The organism is Mucilaginibacter terrae (genome assembly GCF_042679325.1).
GTDB classification, from domain to species: domain Bacteria; phylum Bacteroidota; class Bacteroidia; order Sphingobacteriales; family Sphingobacteriaceae; genus Mucilaginibacter; species Mucilaginibacter terrae.
In genome coordinates this window covers 160,631-179,076 of the sequence record NZ_JBHTMJ010000018.1, presented here as the reverse complement: position 1 = coordinate 179,076, position 18,446 = coordinate 160,631, and the positions used below count along the sequence as shown (strand labels likewise).

At 40.9% G+C, this 18,446-nt stretch carries 18 protein-coding genes; 9 read left to right on the top strand and 9 right to left on the bottom strand.

Features of this window, described 5'->3' with window-relative positions:
• Together ACFQ3S_RS18340 and ACFQ3S_RS18335 are read right to left on the bottom strand one after the other, a co-directional pair.
• Positions 1-504: a PspC domain-containing protein gene (locus ACFQ3S_RS18340; protein WP_377167195.1), complete on the bottom strand. Its 504-nt coding sequence runs from the start codon at positions 502-504 to the stop codon at positions 1-3.
• 23 nt (positions 505-527) lie between these two features.
• Positions 528-1,232: an SDR family oxidoreductase gene (locus ACFQ3S_RS18335; protein WP_377167193.1), complete on the bottom strand. Its 705-nt coding sequence runs from the start codon at positions 1,230-1,232 to the stop codon at positions 528-530.
• A gap of 79 nt (positions 1,233-1,311) precedes the next feature.
• Between ACFQ3S_RS18335 and ACFQ3S_RS18330 the strand changes: the two genes are divergently transcribed.
• Both ACFQ3S_RS18330 and ACFQ3S_RS18325 read left to right on the top strand, forming a co-directional pair.
• The gene (locus tag ACFQ3S_RS18330; RefSeq protein WP_377167191.1) at positions 1,312-2,043 is read left to right on the top strand and encodes an MlaE family ABC transporter permease; all 732 of its coding nucleotides are present in this window, start codon (positions 1,312-1,314) and stop codon (positions 2,041-2,043) included.
• Between the two features lie 3 nt (positions 2,044-2,046).
• Entirely contained in the window at positions 2,047-2,799 is a 753-nt protein-coding gene (locus tag ACFQ3S_RS18325) for an ABC transporter ATP-binding protein (protein ID WP_377167189.1), read from the top strand.
• Between the two features lie 91 nt (positions 2,800-2,890).
• Here ACFQ3S_RS18325 and ACFQ3S_RS18320 read toward each other — a convergent pair whose 3' ends face one another.
• Positions 2,891-3,766: a restriction endonuclease gene (locus tag ACFQ3S_RS18320; protein WP_377167187.1), complete on the bottom strand. Its 876-nt coding sequence runs from the start codon at positions 3,764-3,766 to the stop codon at positions 2,891-2,893.
• 206 nt (positions 3,767-3,972) lie between these two features.
• Between ACFQ3S_RS18320 and ACFQ3S_RS18315 the strand changes: the two genes are divergently transcribed.
• Together ACFQ3S_RS18315 and ACFQ3S_RS18310 are read left to right on the top strand one after the other, a co-directional pair.
• Positions 3,973-4,854 carry a class I SAM-dependent methyltransferase gene (locus ACFQ3S_RS18315; protein WP_377167185.1) on the top strand — a complete coding sequence of 294 codons (882 nt, stop codon included), beginning with the start codon at positions 3,973-3,975 and terminating at the stop codon, positions 4,852-4,854.
• Between the two features lie 126 nt (positions 4,855-4,980).
• Entirely contained in the window at positions 4,981-6,030 is a 1,050-nt protein-coding gene (locus ACFQ3S_RS18310) for a hypothetical protein (RefSeq protein ID WP_377167183.1), read from the top strand.
• Positions 6,031-6,223: 193 nt separating this feature from the next.
• On the opposite strand, the gene ACFQ3S_RS18305 is transcribed toward ACFQ3S_RS18310, so the two are convergent.
• The 5 genes from ACFQ3S_RS18305 to ACFQ3S_RS18285 all read right to left on the bottom strand — a co-directional run bounded on the left by ACFQ3S_RS18305 (position 6,224) and on the right by ACFQ3S_RS18285 (position 10,553).
• Positions 6,224-6,892 carry a DUF5683 domain-containing protein gene (locus ACFQ3S_RS18305; protein WP_377167181.1) on the bottom strand — a complete coding sequence of 223 codons (669 nt, stop codon included), beginning with the start codon at positions 6,890-6,892 and terminating at the stop codon, positions 6,224-6,226.
• A 58-nt stretch (positions 6,893-6,950) separates the two neighbouring features.
• Positions 6,951-8,438, bottom strand: coding sequence for a gluconokinase (locus ACFQ3S_RS18300; RefSeq protein WP_377167179.1), 1,488 nt, complete (start codon positions 8,436-8,438; stop codon positions 6,951-6,953).
• A 144-nt stretch (positions 8,439-8,582) separates the two neighbouring features.
• On the bottom strand, positions 8,583-9,440 hold the full coding sequence (locus ACFQ3S_RS18295; protein ID WP_377167177.1) for an OmpA/MotB family protein: 858 nt from the start codon (positions 9,438-9,440) through the stop codon (positions 8,583-8,585).
• Positions 9,441-9,640: 200 nt separating this feature from the next.
• Complete coding sequence (locus ACFQ3S_RS18290; RefSeq protein ID WP_377167175.1) at positions 9,641-10,060, bottom strand: PH domain-containing protein; 420 nt, start codon at positions 10,058-10,060, stop codon at positions 9,641-9,643.
• A 13-nt stretch (positions 10,061-10,073) separates the two neighbouring features.
• Positions 10,074-10,553, bottom strand: coding sequence for a DUF6702 family protein (locus tag ACFQ3S_RS18285; RefSeq protein WP_377167173.1), 480 nt, complete (start codon positions 10,551-10,553; stop codon positions 10,074-10,076).
• Between the two features lie 67 nt (positions 10,554-10,620).
• On the opposite strand from ACFQ3S_RS18285, the gene ACFQ3S_RS18280 reads away from it, so the two are divergent.
• From ACFQ3S_RS18280 to ACFQ3S_RS18260, 5 genes are all read left to right on the top strand, one after another.
• The gene (locus tag ACFQ3S_RS18280; protein WP_377167171.1) at positions 10,621-11,211 is read left to right on the top strand and encodes a HupE/UreJ family protein; all 591 of its coding nucleotides are present in this window, start codon (positions 10,621-10,623) and stop codon (positions 11,209-11,211) included.
• The gene (locus ACFQ3S_RS18275) at positions 11,208-13,553 is read left to right on the top strand and encodes a M1 family metallopeptidase (protein ID WP_377167169.1); all 2,346 of its coding nucleotides are present in this window, start codon (positions 11,208-11,210) and stop codon (positions 13,551-13,553) included. Before ACFQ3S_RS18280 ends, ACFQ3S_RS18275 begins: the two co-directional genes overlap by 4 nt.
• A 67-nt stretch (positions 13,554-13,620) precedes the next feature.
• Entirely contained in the window at positions 13,621-14,334 is a 714-nt protein-coding gene (locus tag ACFQ3S_RS18270) for a DUF4145 domain-containing protein (protein WP_377167167.1), read from the top strand.
• 55 nt (positions 14,335-14,389) lie between these two features.
• Entirely contained in the window at positions 14,390-14,842 is a 453-nt protein-coding gene (locus ACFQ3S_RS18265) for a hypothetical protein (protein WP_377167165.1), read from the top strand.
• 629 nt (positions 14,843-15,471) lie between these two features.
• On the top strand, positions 15,472-16,017 hold the full coding sequence (locus tag ACFQ3S_RS18260) for an REP-associated tyrosine transposase (protein ID WP_377167163.1): 546 nt from the start codon (positions 15,472-15,474) through the stop codon (positions 16,015-16,017).
• 710 nt (positions 16,018-16,727) lie between these two features.
• Here ACFQ3S_RS18260 and ACFQ3S_RS18255 read toward each other — a convergent pair.
• Positions 16,728-17,807 (bottom strand): right-handed parallel beta-helix repeat-containing protein, encoded by a 1,080-nt coding sequence (locus ACFQ3S_RS18255; RefSeq protein ID WP_377167161.1) that lies wholly within the window; start codon positions 17,805-17,807, stop codon positions 16,728-16,730.
• Between the last annotated feature and the right edge of the window lie 639 nt (positions 17,808-18,446).

Here is an 18,446-nt window from a genome sequence, read left to right as displayed (position 1 = left end):
CTATACAATTGGAGGGTTAGTATTTGATGAATTGTTTTTTACCGATGTAAATATGAGCGCCAGCCCTATAATTACTAATGGTACAGGCCACAGGTGTTCAAAGTCCCAGTCGGGGATAATATCGTATTCATCCAGCAGTAAAACACCGCCTAAAAACACCAGCACTACACCAGCTATTACGCTAAAGTTGCTTTTACGGCGCGGCTGCATTACAAAAGGTTCCTGGGTAAAGCCGGGTTGAGCATCTGCGGGAGGTACGCCAAAATCGTTTGCCGGTGGTACGGTATAATCAACGCCGGGGGTACCATAGGCATAAGGTTTTTTAGGCAAAACGATCATCAGTACAATGTAGATGATAACGCCGCCGCCTTTAAATATGAGCATAAGCAGGAACAAAGCCCTTACAATGGAAACATCTATGTCGAAGTAATCGGCCAAGCCTTTACACACACCGCCAATGGTTTTATTTTGCTCATCGCGGTAAAGTTTTTTAGTGCTGTACATTTGTGGTATGTTTAAATAGTTAATTATAACTGACCCAAAACCGGCTTAATTATGATCTCATCAACATTGGCACCTTTGCTCATGTTGTAAGCGTTGAGTACGGCGGCGGCAATATCTTCGGGGAGTACAAAACGTTCTGGCGGCACTGCAGTACCAGCCCATGAATTGGTTAAGGTTGAACCCGGAAGCACTGCGGTTACTTTTACACCGTAAGCCTGCATTTCAAGTTTCATTATACTACTAAGACTATACAGCGCAGCTTTTGTTACACTATAAATACCTGCATTTACAATCGGTTCTTTAGCGGCAATGGAGCATATATTAAAGATGTGTCCGCTGCGTTCGGTCATCATGGCTTTGCCAAAAAAGCGGTACAGCTCGTAAGCCGGCATCAGGTTGGTATTGATGTTTTGCATAAAGGCATCGTCGGCATCATCTAAAATACTCAAAGGTGTAAACATGCCTACGTTATTAACAATAATCTTAATAAAACCTAAATGCTGTTGTGCTAAGCGGGCATATTCGAGCAGTTCTATCTTCTGGCTACAATCGGCAGTATAGGCAAAAACCTGTATTTTCGGATTAATGCTGAGCAGTTCTTTCTTTAATAATTCTAAATCTTTTACATTGCGTGAACAAATTGCCATACTTATTCCTTGTTTAGCAAATGAAATGGCAATTGAGCGACCTATGCCTTGTGTGGCACCGGTTATAAGGGCGTTTTCCATATTTTAAAAGTAAGCAAATAGGTTAAGCGGTAAAGCTTAATCATAAAAATGTATTTTTACCCATATTTCAGCAGTTAATATGTTTCAAACTTTAGGCAGATATCTTTTATTAATCCGTTTAAGCTTCCGTAAGCCCGAAAAATTTTCGGTTTACTGGGCCGAGGTAATGCGCGAAATGGTATCTATAGGCGTTGGGTCTATGGGTATTATCAGCATTATATCGGTTTTTATTGGGGCGGTTGCCACTATACAGGTAGCCTTTCAGTTATCAAGTCCGCTGGTGCCGCGTAGTATTGCCGGCAGTATAGCACGCGATTCAACCATCCTGGAATTTAGTCCAACCATATCGGCCTTAGTACTGGCCGGGCGTGTAGGATCCAGCATTGCCTCACAAATTGGCACTATGCGGGTAACCGAGCAAATAGACGCGCTGGAAATTATGGGTGTTAACGCACCCGGTTATTTAATTGCCCCTAAAATTATTGCAGGTATTACTATGATCCCTATTTTGGTGATCTACTCTATGGTTTTAGGTATTTTAGGCGGTTATATAGCTTGCGCACTAACCGGTACCATTGCCACTACCGATTACCTTGCTGGTTTGAGAGAAGGTTTTAATGTTATAATTATTCAGGTAGCTTTAACCAAAGCTTTCTTTTACGGCTTTATTATTACTTCCGTTTGTGCTTACCAGGGTTTTTATACCAGTGGTGGTGCCTTAGAGGTGGGCCAATCGGCCACTACAGGGGTTGTTTACAGCTGTATCTTTATTTTATTTGCCGATTTAGTTATTTCGAGCGCTATGTTATAGGTTATGATTGACATTAACAATATATATAAAAGTTTTGGTGATAACGAGGTTTTGCGCGGCATTACTGCCACGTTTGAAGCCGGAAAGAACAACCTCATCATCGGTGGTTCGGGTTCGGGTAAAACTACGCTGCTTAAATGCATTGTGGGTTTGCATGAGCCTACCATAGGCGATGTGAAATTTGACGGTGAGCAATTTACCACCATGAGCTTTGAAGAACGGGTACCTATTCGTAAAGAGATAGGCATGCTGTTTCAAAACTCGGCCCTGTTCGATAGCATGACCGTGGAGCAGAATATCATGTTCCCGCTTAATTTGTTCACTACAATGAGCACAAGCGAAAAGCAGGACCGCGCTAATTTTTGCCTGAAACGGGTGAACCTGAAAGATAAGAACAAGCTATTCCCGGCTGAGCTATCGGGCGGTATGAAAAAACGGGTAGGTATTGCCCGCGCCATTGCTATGGAGCCCAAGTACCTGTTTGTAGATGAGCCTAATTCGGGGTTGGATCCAAAGACCTCCATTGTAATTGACGAACTGATTAGCGAGCTGACCCAGGAATACAAGATAACCACCGTAATTGTAACCCACGATATGAACTCGGTAATGGGTATTGGCGATCACATCATTTTTTTACACCAGGGCCAAAAAGCATGGGAAGGCTCGAACAAAGAAATTGCCCATACCGATAACCAGGATGTAAACGACTTTGTATTCGCCAGTAAGTTTACGCAGGCGGCAAGAGAGAAGTTGTAGGTTAGTTGCCAGTTGCCAGTTGCCAGTTAAGAAATGCTATAATTCATTATTGTTTTTTAGAATTAACAAAAAATAATAAATAGTGTAAACATTAAAGATGAATAAACCAATCTGGTTTAATGCTTACACTTTCTATTAATTCGGTATTAACTCCTAATCTAAATTCCTTTAATTTATCGCAAAGCAATTCACCGTCTATTAAATCAATAGGTGGTGCACCGTCTCGTGTGGCTTCTTTTACGGCTTCCCTGGTAAATGTACCTGTAGTAATATACAATCCCTTATCTGCTCTACCCTGCATTGCACCTCTAAAATCTCTGATTTGACTTGGTGTAATAGATCCTTTATAACGTTTGCACTGGAATATTACATGAAAACTTAAAAACCCACTTATCCTAACAATACCTTTCCCATCAATACCACCATCACCCGATTTACCTGTTACTTCAACTTGTATAAATCCGCTTTCTCGCAACAAACGCTGAGAAAGACGCTCAAACGCTGCGGGTTGAATTGATAAAAGAGTTTCAAGCAACTGTTCTTTCCAAGTAATGGTAGTTTCTTCTTCTTCTAATATCTCTTCTGTTTCTGAGCCGTTCGTATTGCTTTTTAAATCAGCTTTTTTATGACTTTCCCGAACGGTCTTTACAATTTTATCTTTATCAATATTATCGACATCAAGTTCATTAGAAACTAAAGCCCAAATGCCCCTCGCGGAATTGTCAATTAACCCAAACTTCTTTAAATAAGTTCTTGACCATGCTAACCGATAATCTACTTCACTCGAAAGTCCATTGTCACTATGAGGTATTTTAAGAACGTCTTCAGATAAGCGTGCTATTACATAAACATTTTCATTAACTTCTTCAATTGTTCCTGAACCGCCAAGCTTTTTTAAAGCTTTTAATGTTGGAACGATAAGTTCGTCAAATGTAGGTAGATTTTTATATTGCCGCTTTCTCGCCATTATGCTAATTTATCTTATTAGATTCTAAAAGTATGGAATAGCGTTTAAATTTAATGTCGTTTGCACACTTTAATTTTACCTAATTCCCAATTAATAACAGTCAAACAGCAACCAACAACACTGGTAATCTAATATTGGATACGTTTTGTTAGCTTTGCAGACCAACGACTGGCAACAGAAAACTGACAACAGACAATTAATAAAGAATGATCCAACTCCTTACCCCATCGCACTGGAAAGATTATGAACTGATAGATTGCGGCGATTTTGAAAAGCTGGAGCGTTTTGGTGAAGTGATTTTAATCCGCCCCGAACCACAGGCCGTTTGGAGCAAGACTTTGCCTCCTGCTGAATGGCAGCGTTTACATCATATTAAGTTTAAAGGCCGGTCGGCCACTGCGGGCGAATGGTTAAAGAAAAACCCAAACACGCCCGATCGCTGGCACATTGAATATAAGAATGATCATGCGGCTATCAAGTTACGTATGGCGCTTACCTCTTTCAAGCATTTGGGCGTTTTCCCTGAGCAAGCCGTAAACTGGGACTATATTGCCGAAAACGTTAAACGTTTTAAAACACCCAAACCCAAAGTACTAAACCTTTTTGCCTACACGGGTGGTGCATCGCTTATTGCGCAAAGCGCCGGGGCCGATACCACGCACGTAGATTCCATAAAACAAGTGGTAAGCTGGGCTAACGAAAACCAGGAAATATCGAACCTGAAAGATATTCGCTGGGTAGTGGAAGATGCCCTGAAATTTGTAAAACGCGAAATTAAACGCGGCAAAAAATACAATGGTATCATATTAGATCCTCCTGCCTACGGCCACGGACCTAACGGTGAAAAGTGGAAACTGGAAGACCACATTAACGAAATGATGACCGATGTAATGGAGTTGCTGGATCCTAAAGAGCACTTCCTCATCTTGAACACTTACTCATTAGGCTTTTCATCGGTTATTGTGGAGAACCTGATCAGGAGTGCCAAACCCGATGTAGAAAACCTGGAGATTGGAGAACTATATCTGCAAGCTACTGCAGGACCAAAACTCCCCTTAGGCGTGTTTGGCAAGTTCTATAAAATTTAAGTAAAAATTAAAGCACAACTAATTGCGGCATTAATTATATTTACAACGCATTAAAACGCAAAAAATTTTACAAGCATTAAAATATTTATCCTACAGCTACAAACCCACGTGCTGCAATCATCTATTATGAGATTTAAAAATCTATTGCTTTCTTCTTCCATACTGCTATCCTCTGTATTACTATTATCTTATTGTACCGAAAACAGTAAAGCAGGTAAAACCACAACTGCAGGCGCTAAAGCCGCTGCCTCTACAGAAGACACCATTGCAACAGGCAAATCAACCTATGCGCCTATTGATACCGCTAAATACGATAGCCTGAACGTACGTTTAGCCAATGGTGATACTACAGGCCGCTGGCCGGTTAAAAACCAGCCTTACCCGGTTGCGGGTGCTATTTTACCATACAAACGTGTGGTAGCTTTTTATGGTAACTTATTCTCTAAAAAAATGGGGATCTTAGGTGAATTGCCGCCTAAAGAAATGCTGGCTAAGCTAAAAACAGAAGTTAAAGCCTGGGAAAAAGCAGACCCTAATACACCTGTACAACCAGCCTTACATTACATAGCCGTGGTAGCACAGGGCGATGGCGGTGCCGATGGTAAATACCGTTACCGTATGCCATCCAAGCAAATTGATACGGTTTTATCATTAGCTAAAAGAAGTAACTCCATTGTATTTTTAGATGTACAGGTTGCCCTAAGCGATATTCAAACCGAATTACCTAAACTGGAAAAATACCTGATGATGCCACAGGTGCATTTTGGTATGGACCCTGAGTTTTCGATGAAAGACGGCAGCAGGCCCGGTAAAAAGATAGGCACTTACGATGCTACCGATATTAATTTTGCCAGTGAGTACCTGGCCGGTTTAGTGAAAAAATACAACCTGCCTCCCAAAATACTGGTGGTACACCGCTTTACCCGTAAAATGGTGACCAACTATAAGAATATTAAACTCCGTCCTGAAGTGCAGGTGGTAATTGATATGGACGGATGGGGCGAACCTACACTTAAATTAGGCACATACCGTAACCATATTTACCCTGAACCTGTACAATTCACCGGTTTCAAACTTTTCTACAAAAATGATTTAAAGAAGTCACCGCACCACATGCTTACACCGCAGGAACTGTTGAAATACAAACCGCAACCTATTTATATACAGTATCAGTAACATAAAAGACCCTACTGAATACTGGCGAAGCCCGATGGTAAAACATCGGGCTTTTGTTGTTTTATGTATTACAACAAGCTAAGCATGTTATTGCGAGCGTAGCATGGCAACCGCACGCGTTTAGATATGCCAGCGTGTGTTTGCCACGTCGCTATTGCTCCTCGCAATGACATGGTTTTTATTATCTTCACTCCTACAGCACCACACACAACCTCATAACCGGTACTACCGCAGGCATGTTACTATTCGCATACATCGGCCCTGTTGTACTGATACCCGGCTTTATATTAAAGCTCAGATCCCTATCCATACTGTACGAATGGATAAACTTGGCATCTACAAAAGCATCGATCATTTGAAGTCCCCACATACCTGCTATACCCATTATACTGAGCTGCATGTTGCGCTGATGCCCATTAAGGGCGCCTTCAATAGCAGTAGGGGTTTGAACAAGCGTATTATCGTATAGGGTGCGCACAGCAGTTCCTTTAGCCGGTCGGGGCACGTAAGGGTTTGCTCTTAATTTATAAACAGCCAAATATTGCTGGTAGTTGTGCTGATTAAAAGCAACCGCCGAACCCAGCAGCCCCATGCTGCCATATATCAAAGGTACTTTCCACCAATTGCCATTATAAACCTGGCCCCAGCCCGGTATAATACCCGATTTAATGAATGCGAGGTTTGGCTTGTGTGAACTATCGGGCCTGTGGACTTTAATATTTCGGTTAGCGAGCCTGATAAGTTCAGGAGCTTGTTGCCCAATGTCTTTATTTTGAGCCTGAATAGCCAGCATATTGGTCACCATTAGAGTCGACAATAGGCCGAACTTTAAAAAGCGTTGTAAGAATGATTTGGGTTGCATTGCTTAATAACATAGCAAATAAATGTTTATTGCGAAGTACGTTAAAAATGCAGCCGGTTTACCTCAAATCCTGCAACAACTGCATGGTTCCCTTTAAATCTGCATACAACTTTTTGTAAAGCGGAAATGCCTGTGTGTAAACTTCATGATTAGCTTTACCAGGTTCTACCACCTTTTGTTCCTTAGCAACAGGCAAAGGCTTATCGGGATATAAAGTTTCCATAGCCAAATAAATGGCACCAATAGTAGAGGCATCTTCCATTTGCAGCACCACCAATTTTTTGCCGGTAATATCGGCCAGTATTTGCACCCAGGTAGCCGAATCAATAAATCCGCCGCTAATATTGATCTGCTTAATGGAACCCGATGCTTCTTCCAGGGTACCCAGCACATCGTTCAAGGCATAACAAATACCTTCTAACCCGGCCCGTAAAAAATGTGCCTGGCCATGCTTAGGTTGTATGTTAAGGTAAGCCCCGCTACTGTTGGCATCCCAAATGGGCGCACGTTCGCCATACAGGTAGGGTAAAAAAATCAGGCCTTCGCTCCCGGCAGGTACGCTGTCAATCGCTTTAAATAACCCGTTATAACTTTCCTCGTTTAATTCGGGCTGATTTAAAAATTTCTTTAGTAGCCAGTCGACCGCTATACCGCCATTGTTTACCGCCCCACCACTTACAAAAGTATTTTTGTTAAGCAGGTAGTTAAACGGCATGGCCTTATAATTAAATACAGGTTTGCTGCCCGTTGTGCGTACCGCGCCGCTGGTACCAATGGTTAAAGCTGCCATACCTGCACCAGTTACATAACTGCCTAAATTTGCACAGCACCCATCGCTTGCACCAATTACAAACGCTGTATCTTCGGTGATGCCCAATAAGGATGCCATATCGGCTGTTATTCCTTTTTGCTGATAATTGGTGTCGACAGGTTCAGACAGCACATCGGCCGTAACGCCAGCTAATTGGCAAGCCTCCTCATTCCAGCGCAACTCCTTAATATCGAACAAACCTGTGGCCGAAGCAATAGCGTAGTCTACCTCAAACTTATTAAAAAGCTTATACCAGATGTATTCTTTAATAGAAATGAATTTAGTGGTTCGCTTGAACAGTTCTGCTTCATTTTCGCGCAGCCAAATGAGTTTGCATAGCGGCGTCATAGGATGTATAGGCGTTCCGGTATTGCGATAAATGGCCTCTCCCTTTTCAGAATCCCTCAGGCGCTGTGCGATACTTTCGCTGCGGGTATCGGCCCAGGTAATCATGTTGTTCAGCACCTTGCCGTCGGCATCAACCAAAATCAAACTGTGCATGGCACTGCTGAAACTTATAGCCTCGGGCAATTGGTTGAGCTTCTTAGTAATCTCCTGTACACATTGTACAAATGCCTGCCAAATTAACTCGGGGTCCTGTTCGCTAAAGCCGGGTTGAGGTTCGATGATGGGGTACCGGTGCTGAGACGATGCCAGGGTTTCTCCAGCCAAACTCAAGGCAACACCTTTAGTGCTACCGGTGCCAATATCAATACCTAATATGTACGATTTCATAGAATTAATAAGAATAAAACGCTTCAGCAAGTAATTGTGTTTAATTAAAACAAGTTAGCTACATGTTTAAACACGCTATATTTATCAAACAAAAAAACCGCCTCTATATTTTATATAAGGCGGTTTTCCATTACTAAATTAATGTTATTTCTTTTCTGGTGCTTTATCTATCAGCTCCATAAACTGATCCAGTTTAGGAGTGATGATAATTTGCGTACGCCTGTTACGGGCTTTACCGGCGGGGGTATCATTACTGGTAAGCGGATTGTACTCACCACGACCACCAGCGGTTAAACGCTTAGGATCAACATTGTATGTTTTTTGCAAAGCCATTACTACCGATGTAGCACGCAGCGCACTTAAATCCCAGTTGTTACGGATGTTAGGCTTAGAGATAGGCTCCGAATCGGTATTACCTTCTATCAGCACATCGTAATCTTTATAATCGGTAATGATCTTGGCAATTTTGCTCAGGGTTTCATTGGCCTGATCTGAGATCTCGTAACCGCCCGATTTGTATAGCATATTGTCAGACAATGACACGTAAACCACACCTTTTAATACCTGCACGTTTACGTCTTTCGATTCTTGCTGACTTAACGAACGGGTTAGGTTGTTGGTTAATACCATATTCAACGAATCGCTCTTGTTTTTGCTGTTAACTAACTGCTGAATGTATTTGTTGGATGAATTGATCTCATCGACCAGTTTAGAGATATTCACATTACCCTGACCCGATGTAGTTAAACATTTATCTAAGGCGGCTTGCAGCGCGGTAAGCGTTGAACGACCGGCGGTAATTTGCTCTTCTAAACTTTTTACGCGTGTAGTAGCGCCGGTAAGTTCTTGCTGGCTGTTCAGGAATTTAATATTCAGATCTTTGTTTCTGGCTTCTAAATCGCTGTAACTGGTTTGTAAAGCGGTGTACTTCTTGGTACTAACGCAACCTTGCGAAAGCAGCGCGACGGCTAATAAAGCAACAGGAATAATTGAGTATTTCATAGAATGATGATAATGTTAAAAAATGGTTTATTTGGCCAAATTTAACGGGTTGAAATGCTAAGTTTTGGCTAAAATAACTTATTGTAATGATTTGTACTAACAAAACGAAATTAAATTAGTTTTAGCATGCGCTGTAACCCTGTTTGGTAGGTCCAACGTTGATGTCACTTATTCAGTTATGTACAAATATCACATACCTATTAAACTATAACTTTAATGCCCGAGTTGATTTTCTGCAACTCTTCAATAAACAAATCCATGTTTTTAGGCGACAGGTAGATCTCATCAAATTTATTATAACCAACAATACAACCGCCCGATGCCAAGGAAGGCTTTAGTCCGGCAAATATTGTATTTTTAGTGGTGATGCTACGGATTTCCATAATATTGATAGTACCTTTTATCGGTCCCGAACGATAGTGAAGCTGCTGCCCTTCAATTTCATAATAGGTACCAAACCACATCCATAACAACAGGCTGATTACCATAGCAACAATTAGTACCAACCAGCGCTCAGCTCCACCCTGCTGAACAATATGTACTCCGCACACTGCAAGCAGTAACACAGCCCCCCATATTACGCAACTTACAAATACATCTCTTTTCGATTGAAAGATCATAGCCTAATAAGATTTATTTAAAGCTGAAGCTGGCATCAGCAGCGGGGTTATCCAGCTTGGTACTTTTGCGCTCACCCTTAACGATGACGTGCAGCATATTAATCTGCTCGGTATGTTCGGTGTATAGCAAGTCATCGTGTACCTCTATCTTTTGCGCTTTGTTTACGCCTTTTACTTCAAGGTAGGCCCAGGCACCGTCTTCCTGAATTTCGTAGCCTACATAGGCCGGGTTAAGCACTTTGCCATCCACCTTAATAATGAGGTGACGGTGGATGTAATCGTTAATGAGTTTGTTGAGCTGGTCTTTATTGGTAGGTTTTAGAATATCCAGCCGGGTATTGTACTGTTTTTCCAGCACGTGTTCCAGGTCGTCGTAAAACATGCGGCAGCTAATTTCAACCGACTGGGTTTTGGCATTGTGGTTAATTTCGGTAACGCTCACATAAAACGGGTGGAAAATACTAAGGCAAGCGGCAACCAAATATTGTAACATACTTAAATGTGTTATGGGTATTCACACAAAATACGCTATAATTATCCATTAATTTACATTTTAGCCCATGCACGATTTTCCCTTATACTTTGAACTGGGCTGGCAGCACATTTGCGACTGGCAGGGCTACGACCATATATTATTCGTCACCATATTATGCGGCACCTACCTGCTTACCGACTGGCGCAAGGTGCTTATTTTGGTAACCGCGTTCACCATTGGGCATTCCATTACGCTCGCGTTAAGCGCGCTCAACATCGTACACATCAACACCTCGCTTATCGAGTTTTTGATCCCGGTCACCATAGTCATTACCAGCCTGTTCAACATCATCAAAAAGAAACGTTCGCCGGGTACGGCCAAAGTTATTTACGCACTCGCTCTGTTTTTTGGATTAATACACGGTTTAGGGTTCAGCAACTATTTAAAAAGCCTGCTGGGCAAAAGCACTAACATAACAGCGCAACTACTGGCCTTTAATTTAGGGCTCGAATTTGGGCAGGTGCTCATTGTAACAGCCATTTTAATTGTATCTTTTATTTTACTCAATATAATTAAAATACAACGGCGGGAATGGACTTTATTCCTATCATCTGCTATATTTGGCATAGCGTTAATTATGTGTATCGAGCGGTTTGCTCTAATCCATTTCAAATGATCAAATTTTACTATTTACTGGCAGGTTCGCTGCTGTTAACATCGGCACTAAAGGCACAGCAAACCGAAAACAATCCGGGTTCTAACCACGGTAATAAGTTCGAACAACTGGGCCAAATGCTGGCCGATCCTAACATGTACCGTTCGGCATCGGGCGCACCGGGGCCAAAATACTGGCAGCAAAAAGCCGACTACGATATTAGCGCCAAGTTAGACGATGATAAACAACGTTTGGATGGTGTTGAAACCATTACCTACTACAACAATTCGCCCGACCCATTAACCTACCTTTGGTTACAGTTGGACGAGAATGAGCATAAGAAAGGTGCCGAAAGCTCTAAGTTTGATGGCAGTAAAATGCAGGAGAAAATGAGCATCCGCCAGTTGCAGGCCATTATGGGCAACAACCTCGATTTAGGAAACCACATTGTGAGCGCCAAAGATGCTGCCGGCAACCCGCTTAAATACACCATCAACGAAACCATGATGCGCATTGAACTGCCGCAAACGCTGGCACCGGGTGCAAAGTTCGTGTTTAAAATTGCCTGGTGGTACAACATATCCGACCGTATGAGCATTGGCGGTCGCGGCGGTTATGAGTACTTCCCCGAGGATAAAAACTATTTGTACACCATGGCACAGTGGTTTCCGCGCATGGCCGTGTACAGCGATTTTCAGGGCTGGCAAAACAAGCAGTTTACCGGCCGCGGCGAGTTTGCCTTAACCTTTGGCGATTATAAAGTAGCCCTAAACGTACCGGCCGACCACGTAGTAGATGCCACCGGCCAATGCTCCAACTACAGCCAGGTACTTACCGCCGCCCAATATAAACGCTGGCAGCAGGCTCAAACTTCATTTAAAGAACCGGTAGAAGTGGTAAACCTGGCCGAAGCACAAAACGCCATGAAAGGCCACGCCACAGCCCGCAAAACCTGGAACTGGCATGCCGAAAACGTACGGGATTTTGCCTGGGTATCATCCCGCCGGGTGGTGTGGGATGCTATGGCTGCCCAAATTGATGGTGGCCGCAAGGTAATGGCCATGTCGGTTTACGGCCCCGAGGCTTACCCCCTTTACCGCAAGTACAGCACCAAGGTGGTAGCGCATACGGTTAAAACCTACAGCAAACACACTATACCTTACCCGTACCCTTGTGCTACTTCGGTGGAAGCCAGTAACGGCATGGAGTACCCCATGATTTGCTTTAATTACGGTCGTGCCGAAAAGGATGGCACCTATAGCGAGGCTACCAAGAATGGGATGATCGGTGTAATAATTCACGAGGTGGGTCATAACTTTTTTCCGATGATTATAAACTCGGACGAACGCCAGTGGACCTGGATGGATGAAGGCCTGAACACCTTTTGCCAGTACTTAACAGAGCAGGCCTGGGATGCTAACTTCCCGAGCAACCGCGGACCGGCCTATAAAATTGTGGACTACATGAAGTTGCCGAAAAACGAGCTGGAACCTATTATGACCAACTCGGAAAACATACAGCGCTTTGGACCTAACGCTTATGCCAAACCGGCTACGGCTTTAAACGTACTGCGCGAAACGGTGATGGGTCGCGATTTGTTCGATTACGCCTTTAAAACCTATGCCCAGCGCTGGTCCTTTAAGCACCCTACACCAACCGACTTTTTCCGCACCATGGAAGATGCCTCGGCGGTAGATTTAGACTGGTACTGGCGCGGCTGGTTCTACGGAACAGAGCCGGTTGATATATCTATCGACAGCGTAAAGCTCTACCGTTTGAACACCAAGAACCCGCAGGTAGAAAGCACTTATGACCGTGCCCAGTTCGATCGTAACCTCACCAACATTAGCACCACCCGTAACAAGGAAGCTGGCATGCGCACCACCGTGGAAGCCGATACCGCCCTGCAGGATTTTTATTACAAGTGGGACCGCTTTGCCGCTACTCCGGTTACCGAGCAAAGCTACAAAGCCATGTACAATGCGTTGAGTCCGGATGAAAAGAAGCTGTATGACCAGCAAAGCTATTTTTACGAAGTGAACTTCAGCAACAAAGGTGGCTTGCCTATGCCATTATTTATTGAGTGGAACTATGCCGATGGCACTAAAGAACTTGAAAAAATATCGGCCTATATATGGCGGCACAACGAGTATAATGTAACCAAAGTATTTGCCAAAACTAAAGAGGTAAAAAGCATTAAGCTTGACCCCTACCGCGAAACCGCCGACATAAACGAAGGCAACAACAGCTGGCCGCAACAATATACGCCCACCCGTTTCGAGCTGTTTAAACAGCAGAATACGATACGAGGAGCGAGCAGTGGCGGAAACCCGATGCAGGATGCGAGGAAGACAAATCCATAATTATGAAAGCCGGGAGACCGGCTTTTTGACTGGTTAATAACATTATTGTTCATCTAAAACATTATAAATGCAAAGAAATATATGGATTGATGCTTATGCTAATCTTCCTTGTCCAAGCTGTTTGATTGGGGAATTAGATTACGAAAAACATGGCTTATTAACAGAAACTCAAGCATCTCTCATTGACAACGAATTCCACAAAAACGGATTAGTTTTTCCTGCTATAACATATTTAGCAAGCACTCATTTAACATGTAATAAATGCAAGGATATTGTAGTAATGACATACAAAGTTGTAGAGGATGTCCGGCATGTTGATGAACATGGAAGTGAAGTACAATTGATAGAACCAATATCCTACTATCCTGCACCAAAAATTATAGATATTCCAAACTCAAGTCCACTGATTATTAAAGAACTATTGAATCAATCTTTTGCACTATTTTGGATTGATTTAAATTCTTGTGGTAATAAAATAAGAGTTGTAGTGGAAGCACTAATGGATGATTTAGGAATACCTAATAAGTCTGCAAAAGGCAATTTAATAATGTTGCATCAAAGAATCGAGCTATTTAAGAAAACCGACCCCAAAATAGCAAGCTTCTTAATATCAATTAAATGGATAGGTAATTCTGGTAGCCACATATCTGGTTTAACAAAAGAAGCTATTCTTGATGCGTATCAAATTATGGAGTACTCTTTAGAAAATATATACAAAGACAAAGAAAATGAAGTTACGACACTAAGTGATAAAATTAACAAGGCAAAAAGACATGTATAGGTTTTACAATTATTGCATGGGCTTGTTGCAGTCTTATAAATTAGTAATTTGGGGAATGAGATCATTTTTAACGTTTGTTTTAATTATAATAACTTTCAATACAAGTTATTGTCAATCTAAAAAAGCTAATGAACAGACCTTTGATGAACTAATTAAGAAGTTAAATGGCGATGAAAGTGGAGAACTATGTTTTGATAGAACACTTAAACCTTACATACAAATTTCTTATAAAAATCAGTTTAAAAGTGTAGTTACAACCTTGGAATTCACTTTCGACTATCTAATTAAGGGCAAAAGCTATCGTAGTAGTAGAACTGTTCAAAGTTTGATAAAACATGGTGAGACTAAAAAATTAAAAATAATCTTCAGCAATAAAGAACTTAAGGATTATGATGTGCCACAAGATATAGTTAACACCTCATTATACTTGTTAACAATTAGATTTGCTTCAGGTAGCATAATTTCTTACAAATACCGTCCGCTAACACGTTTTACTTCAAATTATTAATTTACACCCCCAGCTACCGCAAGGGTCCCCCTTGTGGGCATCGACAGGTAACTAAGCAGTGATTTGTGTAATGATTTAATAGCGCTCCGGCCACAAGGGAGACCCTTGCGGTAGCGGGGAGAAAGTGATTACGAATATTTGCATACCAGTGCCCGTGATTATAATGGCACCAAAGGGTTGGTTAGCATAATTACAACTTAGTGCTCGGGCCACAAGGGAGACCTTGCGGTAGTGGGGGAGATGTATCTGTCTATCGATCCTGATGAAAGTGATGGAATTTCAGAGGATGACAACGATTTTGTGTTAGGTCGAAATTTGGAAGGATTCATTAAAGTGAAAGAATAAGCTTCCAACCCTTCCCCCGCTACCGCAAGGGTCTCCCTTATGGGCAGCGACAGGTAACTAAGCGTAAAATAGTGTAATGATCAATAGCATATCTACCCCAGCTACCGCAAGGGTCCCCCTTGTGGGCATCGACAGGTAACTAAGCAGTGATTTGTGTAATGATTTAATAGCGCTCCGGCCACAAGGGAGACCCTTGCGGTAGCGACACTTTCGCTCGGGCCACAAGGGAGACCCTTGCAGTAGCGACACGCTGTATTTACAACTAACGTTCGTACCTTTAATGCATGAGCCGCAACTATAAATTTCACAATCCCGAAGGCTTGTATTTTGTAAGCTTTGCTACCGTATATTGGATAGATGTTTTTGTAAGACCTATATACTTTGAATGCCTGGTCAAGAATTTAAACTACTGTGTGGAAAAGAAGAGTATGGAAATTTATGCATGGTGCATTATGCCCAGCCACGTGCATTTAGTATTTAAATCAACCATTCAAAAGCCGGAAGAATTAATCAGAGATTTTAAATCTTTTACTGCCAAAGAATTGATTTCTTTAATTGATAATAACATACAGGAGAGCAGGAAAAAGTGGTTATTGAATGCATTTAAAAAAGCAGGTAATAAAAACTCCAACAACACCAAAAATCAATTTTGGCAGCAGCATAACAAACCTATCGAATTATGGAGCAATGCTGTAATTCAACAAAAAATCGATTACATTCATAATAATCCGGTAGAAGCTGGGCTGGTAGAAAGTGATTACAAATATTTGCATACCAGTGCCCGTGATTATAATGGCACCAAAGGGTTGGTTAGCATAATTACAACTTAGCACTCGGACCATAAGGGAGACCCTTGCGGTAGCCATAGAGTTAGATAATTTATTATGATTAATATAAGAGTCGAGGAAGTCGGAGACATTCATGCTGAATACCCATATTTAGAAGTATTTTCGGATAACAGTAATGTGCCATTTCTGGAAATTGGTATAACTGCTGAACAGAGTTTGTTATTTAAGTTATATAATGTAAGTACCAATACCTTCTTAACCCATGAGGAATGGAGTCATCTACTCACAATAGCTGATGATTTTTTATATCGAACTTTGAAAAATGAAAATAATTTTCTGAATTCTAATTTAGAATAATTTATAGCTAAGATTATTATAGACTCTTAATATCTAAACAGTACGAGTGGTTTATATTCAGCCCCTCGCTACCGCAGGGGTCTCTCTTGTGGGCATCGACAGGTAACTAAGCAGTGATTTGTGTAATGATTTAATAGCGCTCGGGCCGCAAGGGTCTCCCTTGTGGGCATCGACAGGTAACTAAGCAGTGATTTGTGTAATGATTAAATAGCGCTCGGGCCACAAGGGAGATCCTTGCGGTAGCGGGGGGGGCGCCAGAACGAGGGATTATTGATATTTATCATTTAAAAGAGTGCCTCCAGCTCTACACTGCCCCCAAAAAATTAGACACTATTTGGGGGGCACTTCACTCTTTGAGACACTCTTTTAAATAATATTATTTAAGTTATTGATTTTTAAAAACCACTTTTAGTGACGTAAGTGTTATTATTTTGAGTCATGCCAGAAACGCTGATAAACTTTATATCAACAACAGCATTCCCGGTAGCAGTATTGTAAGTGAGTAAACCGTTTTGGCAATCACTTAATTCTATGCCCGAATAACTATTGTTATTTACGGTATTGTGATGTACGTTAAAACCATTGAAGTGATATAGTTTTAAGCCCCATTTGTTATTATATATATTGCAGTTTTTAATTTCGTTAGTGGTTTCTGTAAATACATCCTGGAAATCGGTTATTTTTAAACCGATAGCAACATTGTCAAAAGCTTCTAAGCCATCTACTACCATTTTATCGGAGCTTGATAAGTATAACCCATGATAGTATTTAGACACTGCCCCATTGTTGTTTACCTTAGTGTTTTTTATCAGAACATTGGTAGTTCTACCTATCTCTACCCCCATGCTACAACCAGAAACATAACAATCGCTGATTACCGCATTATAGTTTCTAATATTGGAGTTATGATTATCTGTAAAGGATATTCCATAAATTTTTAATCGGGCTGCGTCTATACGGGCATCTAAGGAAGCTTTAGATTCTGTTCCGCTGCTTATTCTGTCATTGTACTCTTGTTCGCCTTTATGGAAATAAGCGGGCAAATTCATTTCACTGTCAGTTAAACCGCCTCTTATATCCACTCTCACCACATTTACATAAGAAAAAGGAATGTATTTGTTTTGAATAATCGGACAATCCTTTCCATCTCTCAATCGAATTACTGGAACAGATTCTGTAGCTACACTTCTTAATGTACAGTGATTTGGTATTAAAATGGTGTTATCTATATAATACCAACCCGATCTTAAATACACCGTTCCACCTCCGTTAGCTTCGCAAGTATTTAATGCGGTTTGAATGTCTTGGGTATTATTAATGGTAAGAGAAAATGCTGTGGTTTTTTTCTCCACGCTTTTAGATGTTGTTTGAACTTCTTGGGAAGTGATCGTTTCTTGTTTTTTACATGATTGAAACGTAATTGCAAATACCATTAAGGTGCTTGCGACAGCTTTAAAAATAATTTTGCTTTTCATTTTGGTTAATAATTATTTGGTTAATTGAATTAATTCAAAGTCTTTGTTAATTTGATTGGTCATTACACTTAACACTATTGGAACCTTTAACCATTTTTGGTTTAATAATCATCTATACATTGGCTTACATAATTAAGATATATGAAATACCACTGCAGAATTTTTTTACTTAATTGGATTATTTAGTTATTAAAATAAAATTAAAAATGAGCGTTAGTACCAATACACTTAGAAGTAAGACTGTAAGAGGTATATGTTCTATATTACTACAACATACATCTTCAATGCTATTAACGATAAAGTTTAACTCGGTGCAAAAAGATGATGATATCTCTACAGAATAAACCTGACTTTTATTAAAAAAGTCAATAATCATAATTAATACGGCTTATTATTCGGTTATAATTGTTAAACAAATTTAAAAAACTAAATCGTTTTAGCAAAAAAAAAGAAATTTTAGTTTATATTTTTAAAACCACTATAATAGAAAATTTGTGTGTTAACTAACCCCCCTCGCTAACGCATGAGCAATGTTATTAAGTTAAGAAAGATTGCATTACAAATAAAATAATGAACTTCAAATGTCCAATATCGAATATAATACTCATTATATTATATTTAAAATTGAGAAAATATTGG

What these genes read in the sequence shown, in the direction of transcription:
- ACFQ3S_RS18340 (WP_377167195.1), bottom strand. Translation starts at nt 504, where the DNA reads ATGTACAGCACTAAAAAACTTTACCGCGATGAGCAAAATAAAACCATT.
- ACFQ3S_RS18335 (WP_377167193.1), bottom strand. Translation starts at nt 1,232, where the DNA reads ATGGAAAACGCCCTTATAACCGGTGCCACACAAGGCATAGGTCGCTCA.
- ACFQ3S_RS18330 (WP_377167191.1), top strand. Translation starts at nt 1,312, where the DNA reads ATGTTTCAAACTTTAGGCAGATATCTTTTATTAATCCGTTTAAGCTTC.
- ACFQ3S_RS18325 (WP_377167189.1), top strand. Translation starts at nt 2,047, where the DNA reads ATGATTGACATTAACAATATATATAAAAGTTTTGGTGATAACGAGGTT.
- ACFQ3S_RS18320 (WP_377167187.1), bottom strand. Translation starts at nt 3,766, where the DNA reads ATGGCGAGAAAGCGGCAATATAAAAATCTACCTACATTTGACGAACTT.
- ACFQ3S_RS18315 (WP_377167185.1), top strand. Translation starts at nt 3,973, where the DNA reads ATGATCCAACTCCTTACCCCATCGCACTGGAAAGATTATGAACTGATA.
- ACFQ3S_RS18310 (WP_377167183.1), top strand. Translation starts at nt 4,981, where the DNA reads ATGAGATTTAAAAATCTATTGCTTTCTTCTTCCATACTGCTATCCTCT.
- ACFQ3S_RS18305 (WP_377167181.1), bottom strand. Translation starts at nt 6,892, where the DNA reads ATGCAACCCAAATCATTCTTACAACGCTTTTTAAAGTTCGGCCTATTG.
- ACFQ3S_RS18300 (WP_377167179.1), bottom strand. Translation starts at nt 8,438, where the DNA reads ATGAAATCGTACATATTAGGTATTGATATTGGCACCGGTAGCACTAAA.
- ACFQ3S_RS18295 (WP_377167177.1), bottom strand. Translation starts at nt 9,440, where the DNA reads ATGAAATACTCAATTATTCCTGTTGCTTTATTAGCCGTCGCGCTGCTT.
- ACFQ3S_RS18290 (WP_377167175.1), bottom strand. Translation starts at nt 10,060, where the DNA reads ATGATCTTTCAATCGAAAAGAGATGTATTTGTAAGTTGCGTAATATGG.
- ACFQ3S_RS18285 (WP_377167173.1), bottom strand. Translation starts at nt 10,553, where the DNA reads ATGTTACAATATTTGGTTGCCGCTTGCCTTAGTATTTTCCACCCGTTT.
- ACFQ3S_RS18280 (WP_377167171.1), top strand. Translation starts at nt 10,621, where the DNA reads ATGCACGATTTTCCCTTATACTTTGAACTGGGCTGGCAGCACATTTGC.
- ACFQ3S_RS18275 (WP_377167169.1), top strand. Translation starts at nt 11,208, where the DNA reads ATGATCAAATTTTACTATTTACTGGCAGGTTCGCTGCTGTTAACATCG.
- ACFQ3S_RS18270 (WP_377167167.1), top strand. Translation starts at nt 13,621, where the DNA reads ATGCAAAGAAATATATGGATTGATGCTTATGCTAATCTTCCTTGTCCA.
- ACFQ3S_RS18265 (WP_377167165.1), top strand. Translation starts at nt 14,390, where the DNA reads ATGAGATCATTTTTAACGTTTGTTTTAATTATAATAACTTTCAATACA.
- ACFQ3S_RS18260 (WP_377167163.1), top strand. Translation starts at nt 15,472, where the DNA reads ATGAGCCGCAACTATAAATTTCACAATCCCGAAGGCTTGTATTTTGTA.
- ACFQ3S_RS18255 (WP_377167161.1), bottom strand. Translation starts at nt 17,807, where the DNA reads ATGAAAAGCAAAATTATTTTTAAAGCTGTCGCAAGCACCTTAATGGTA.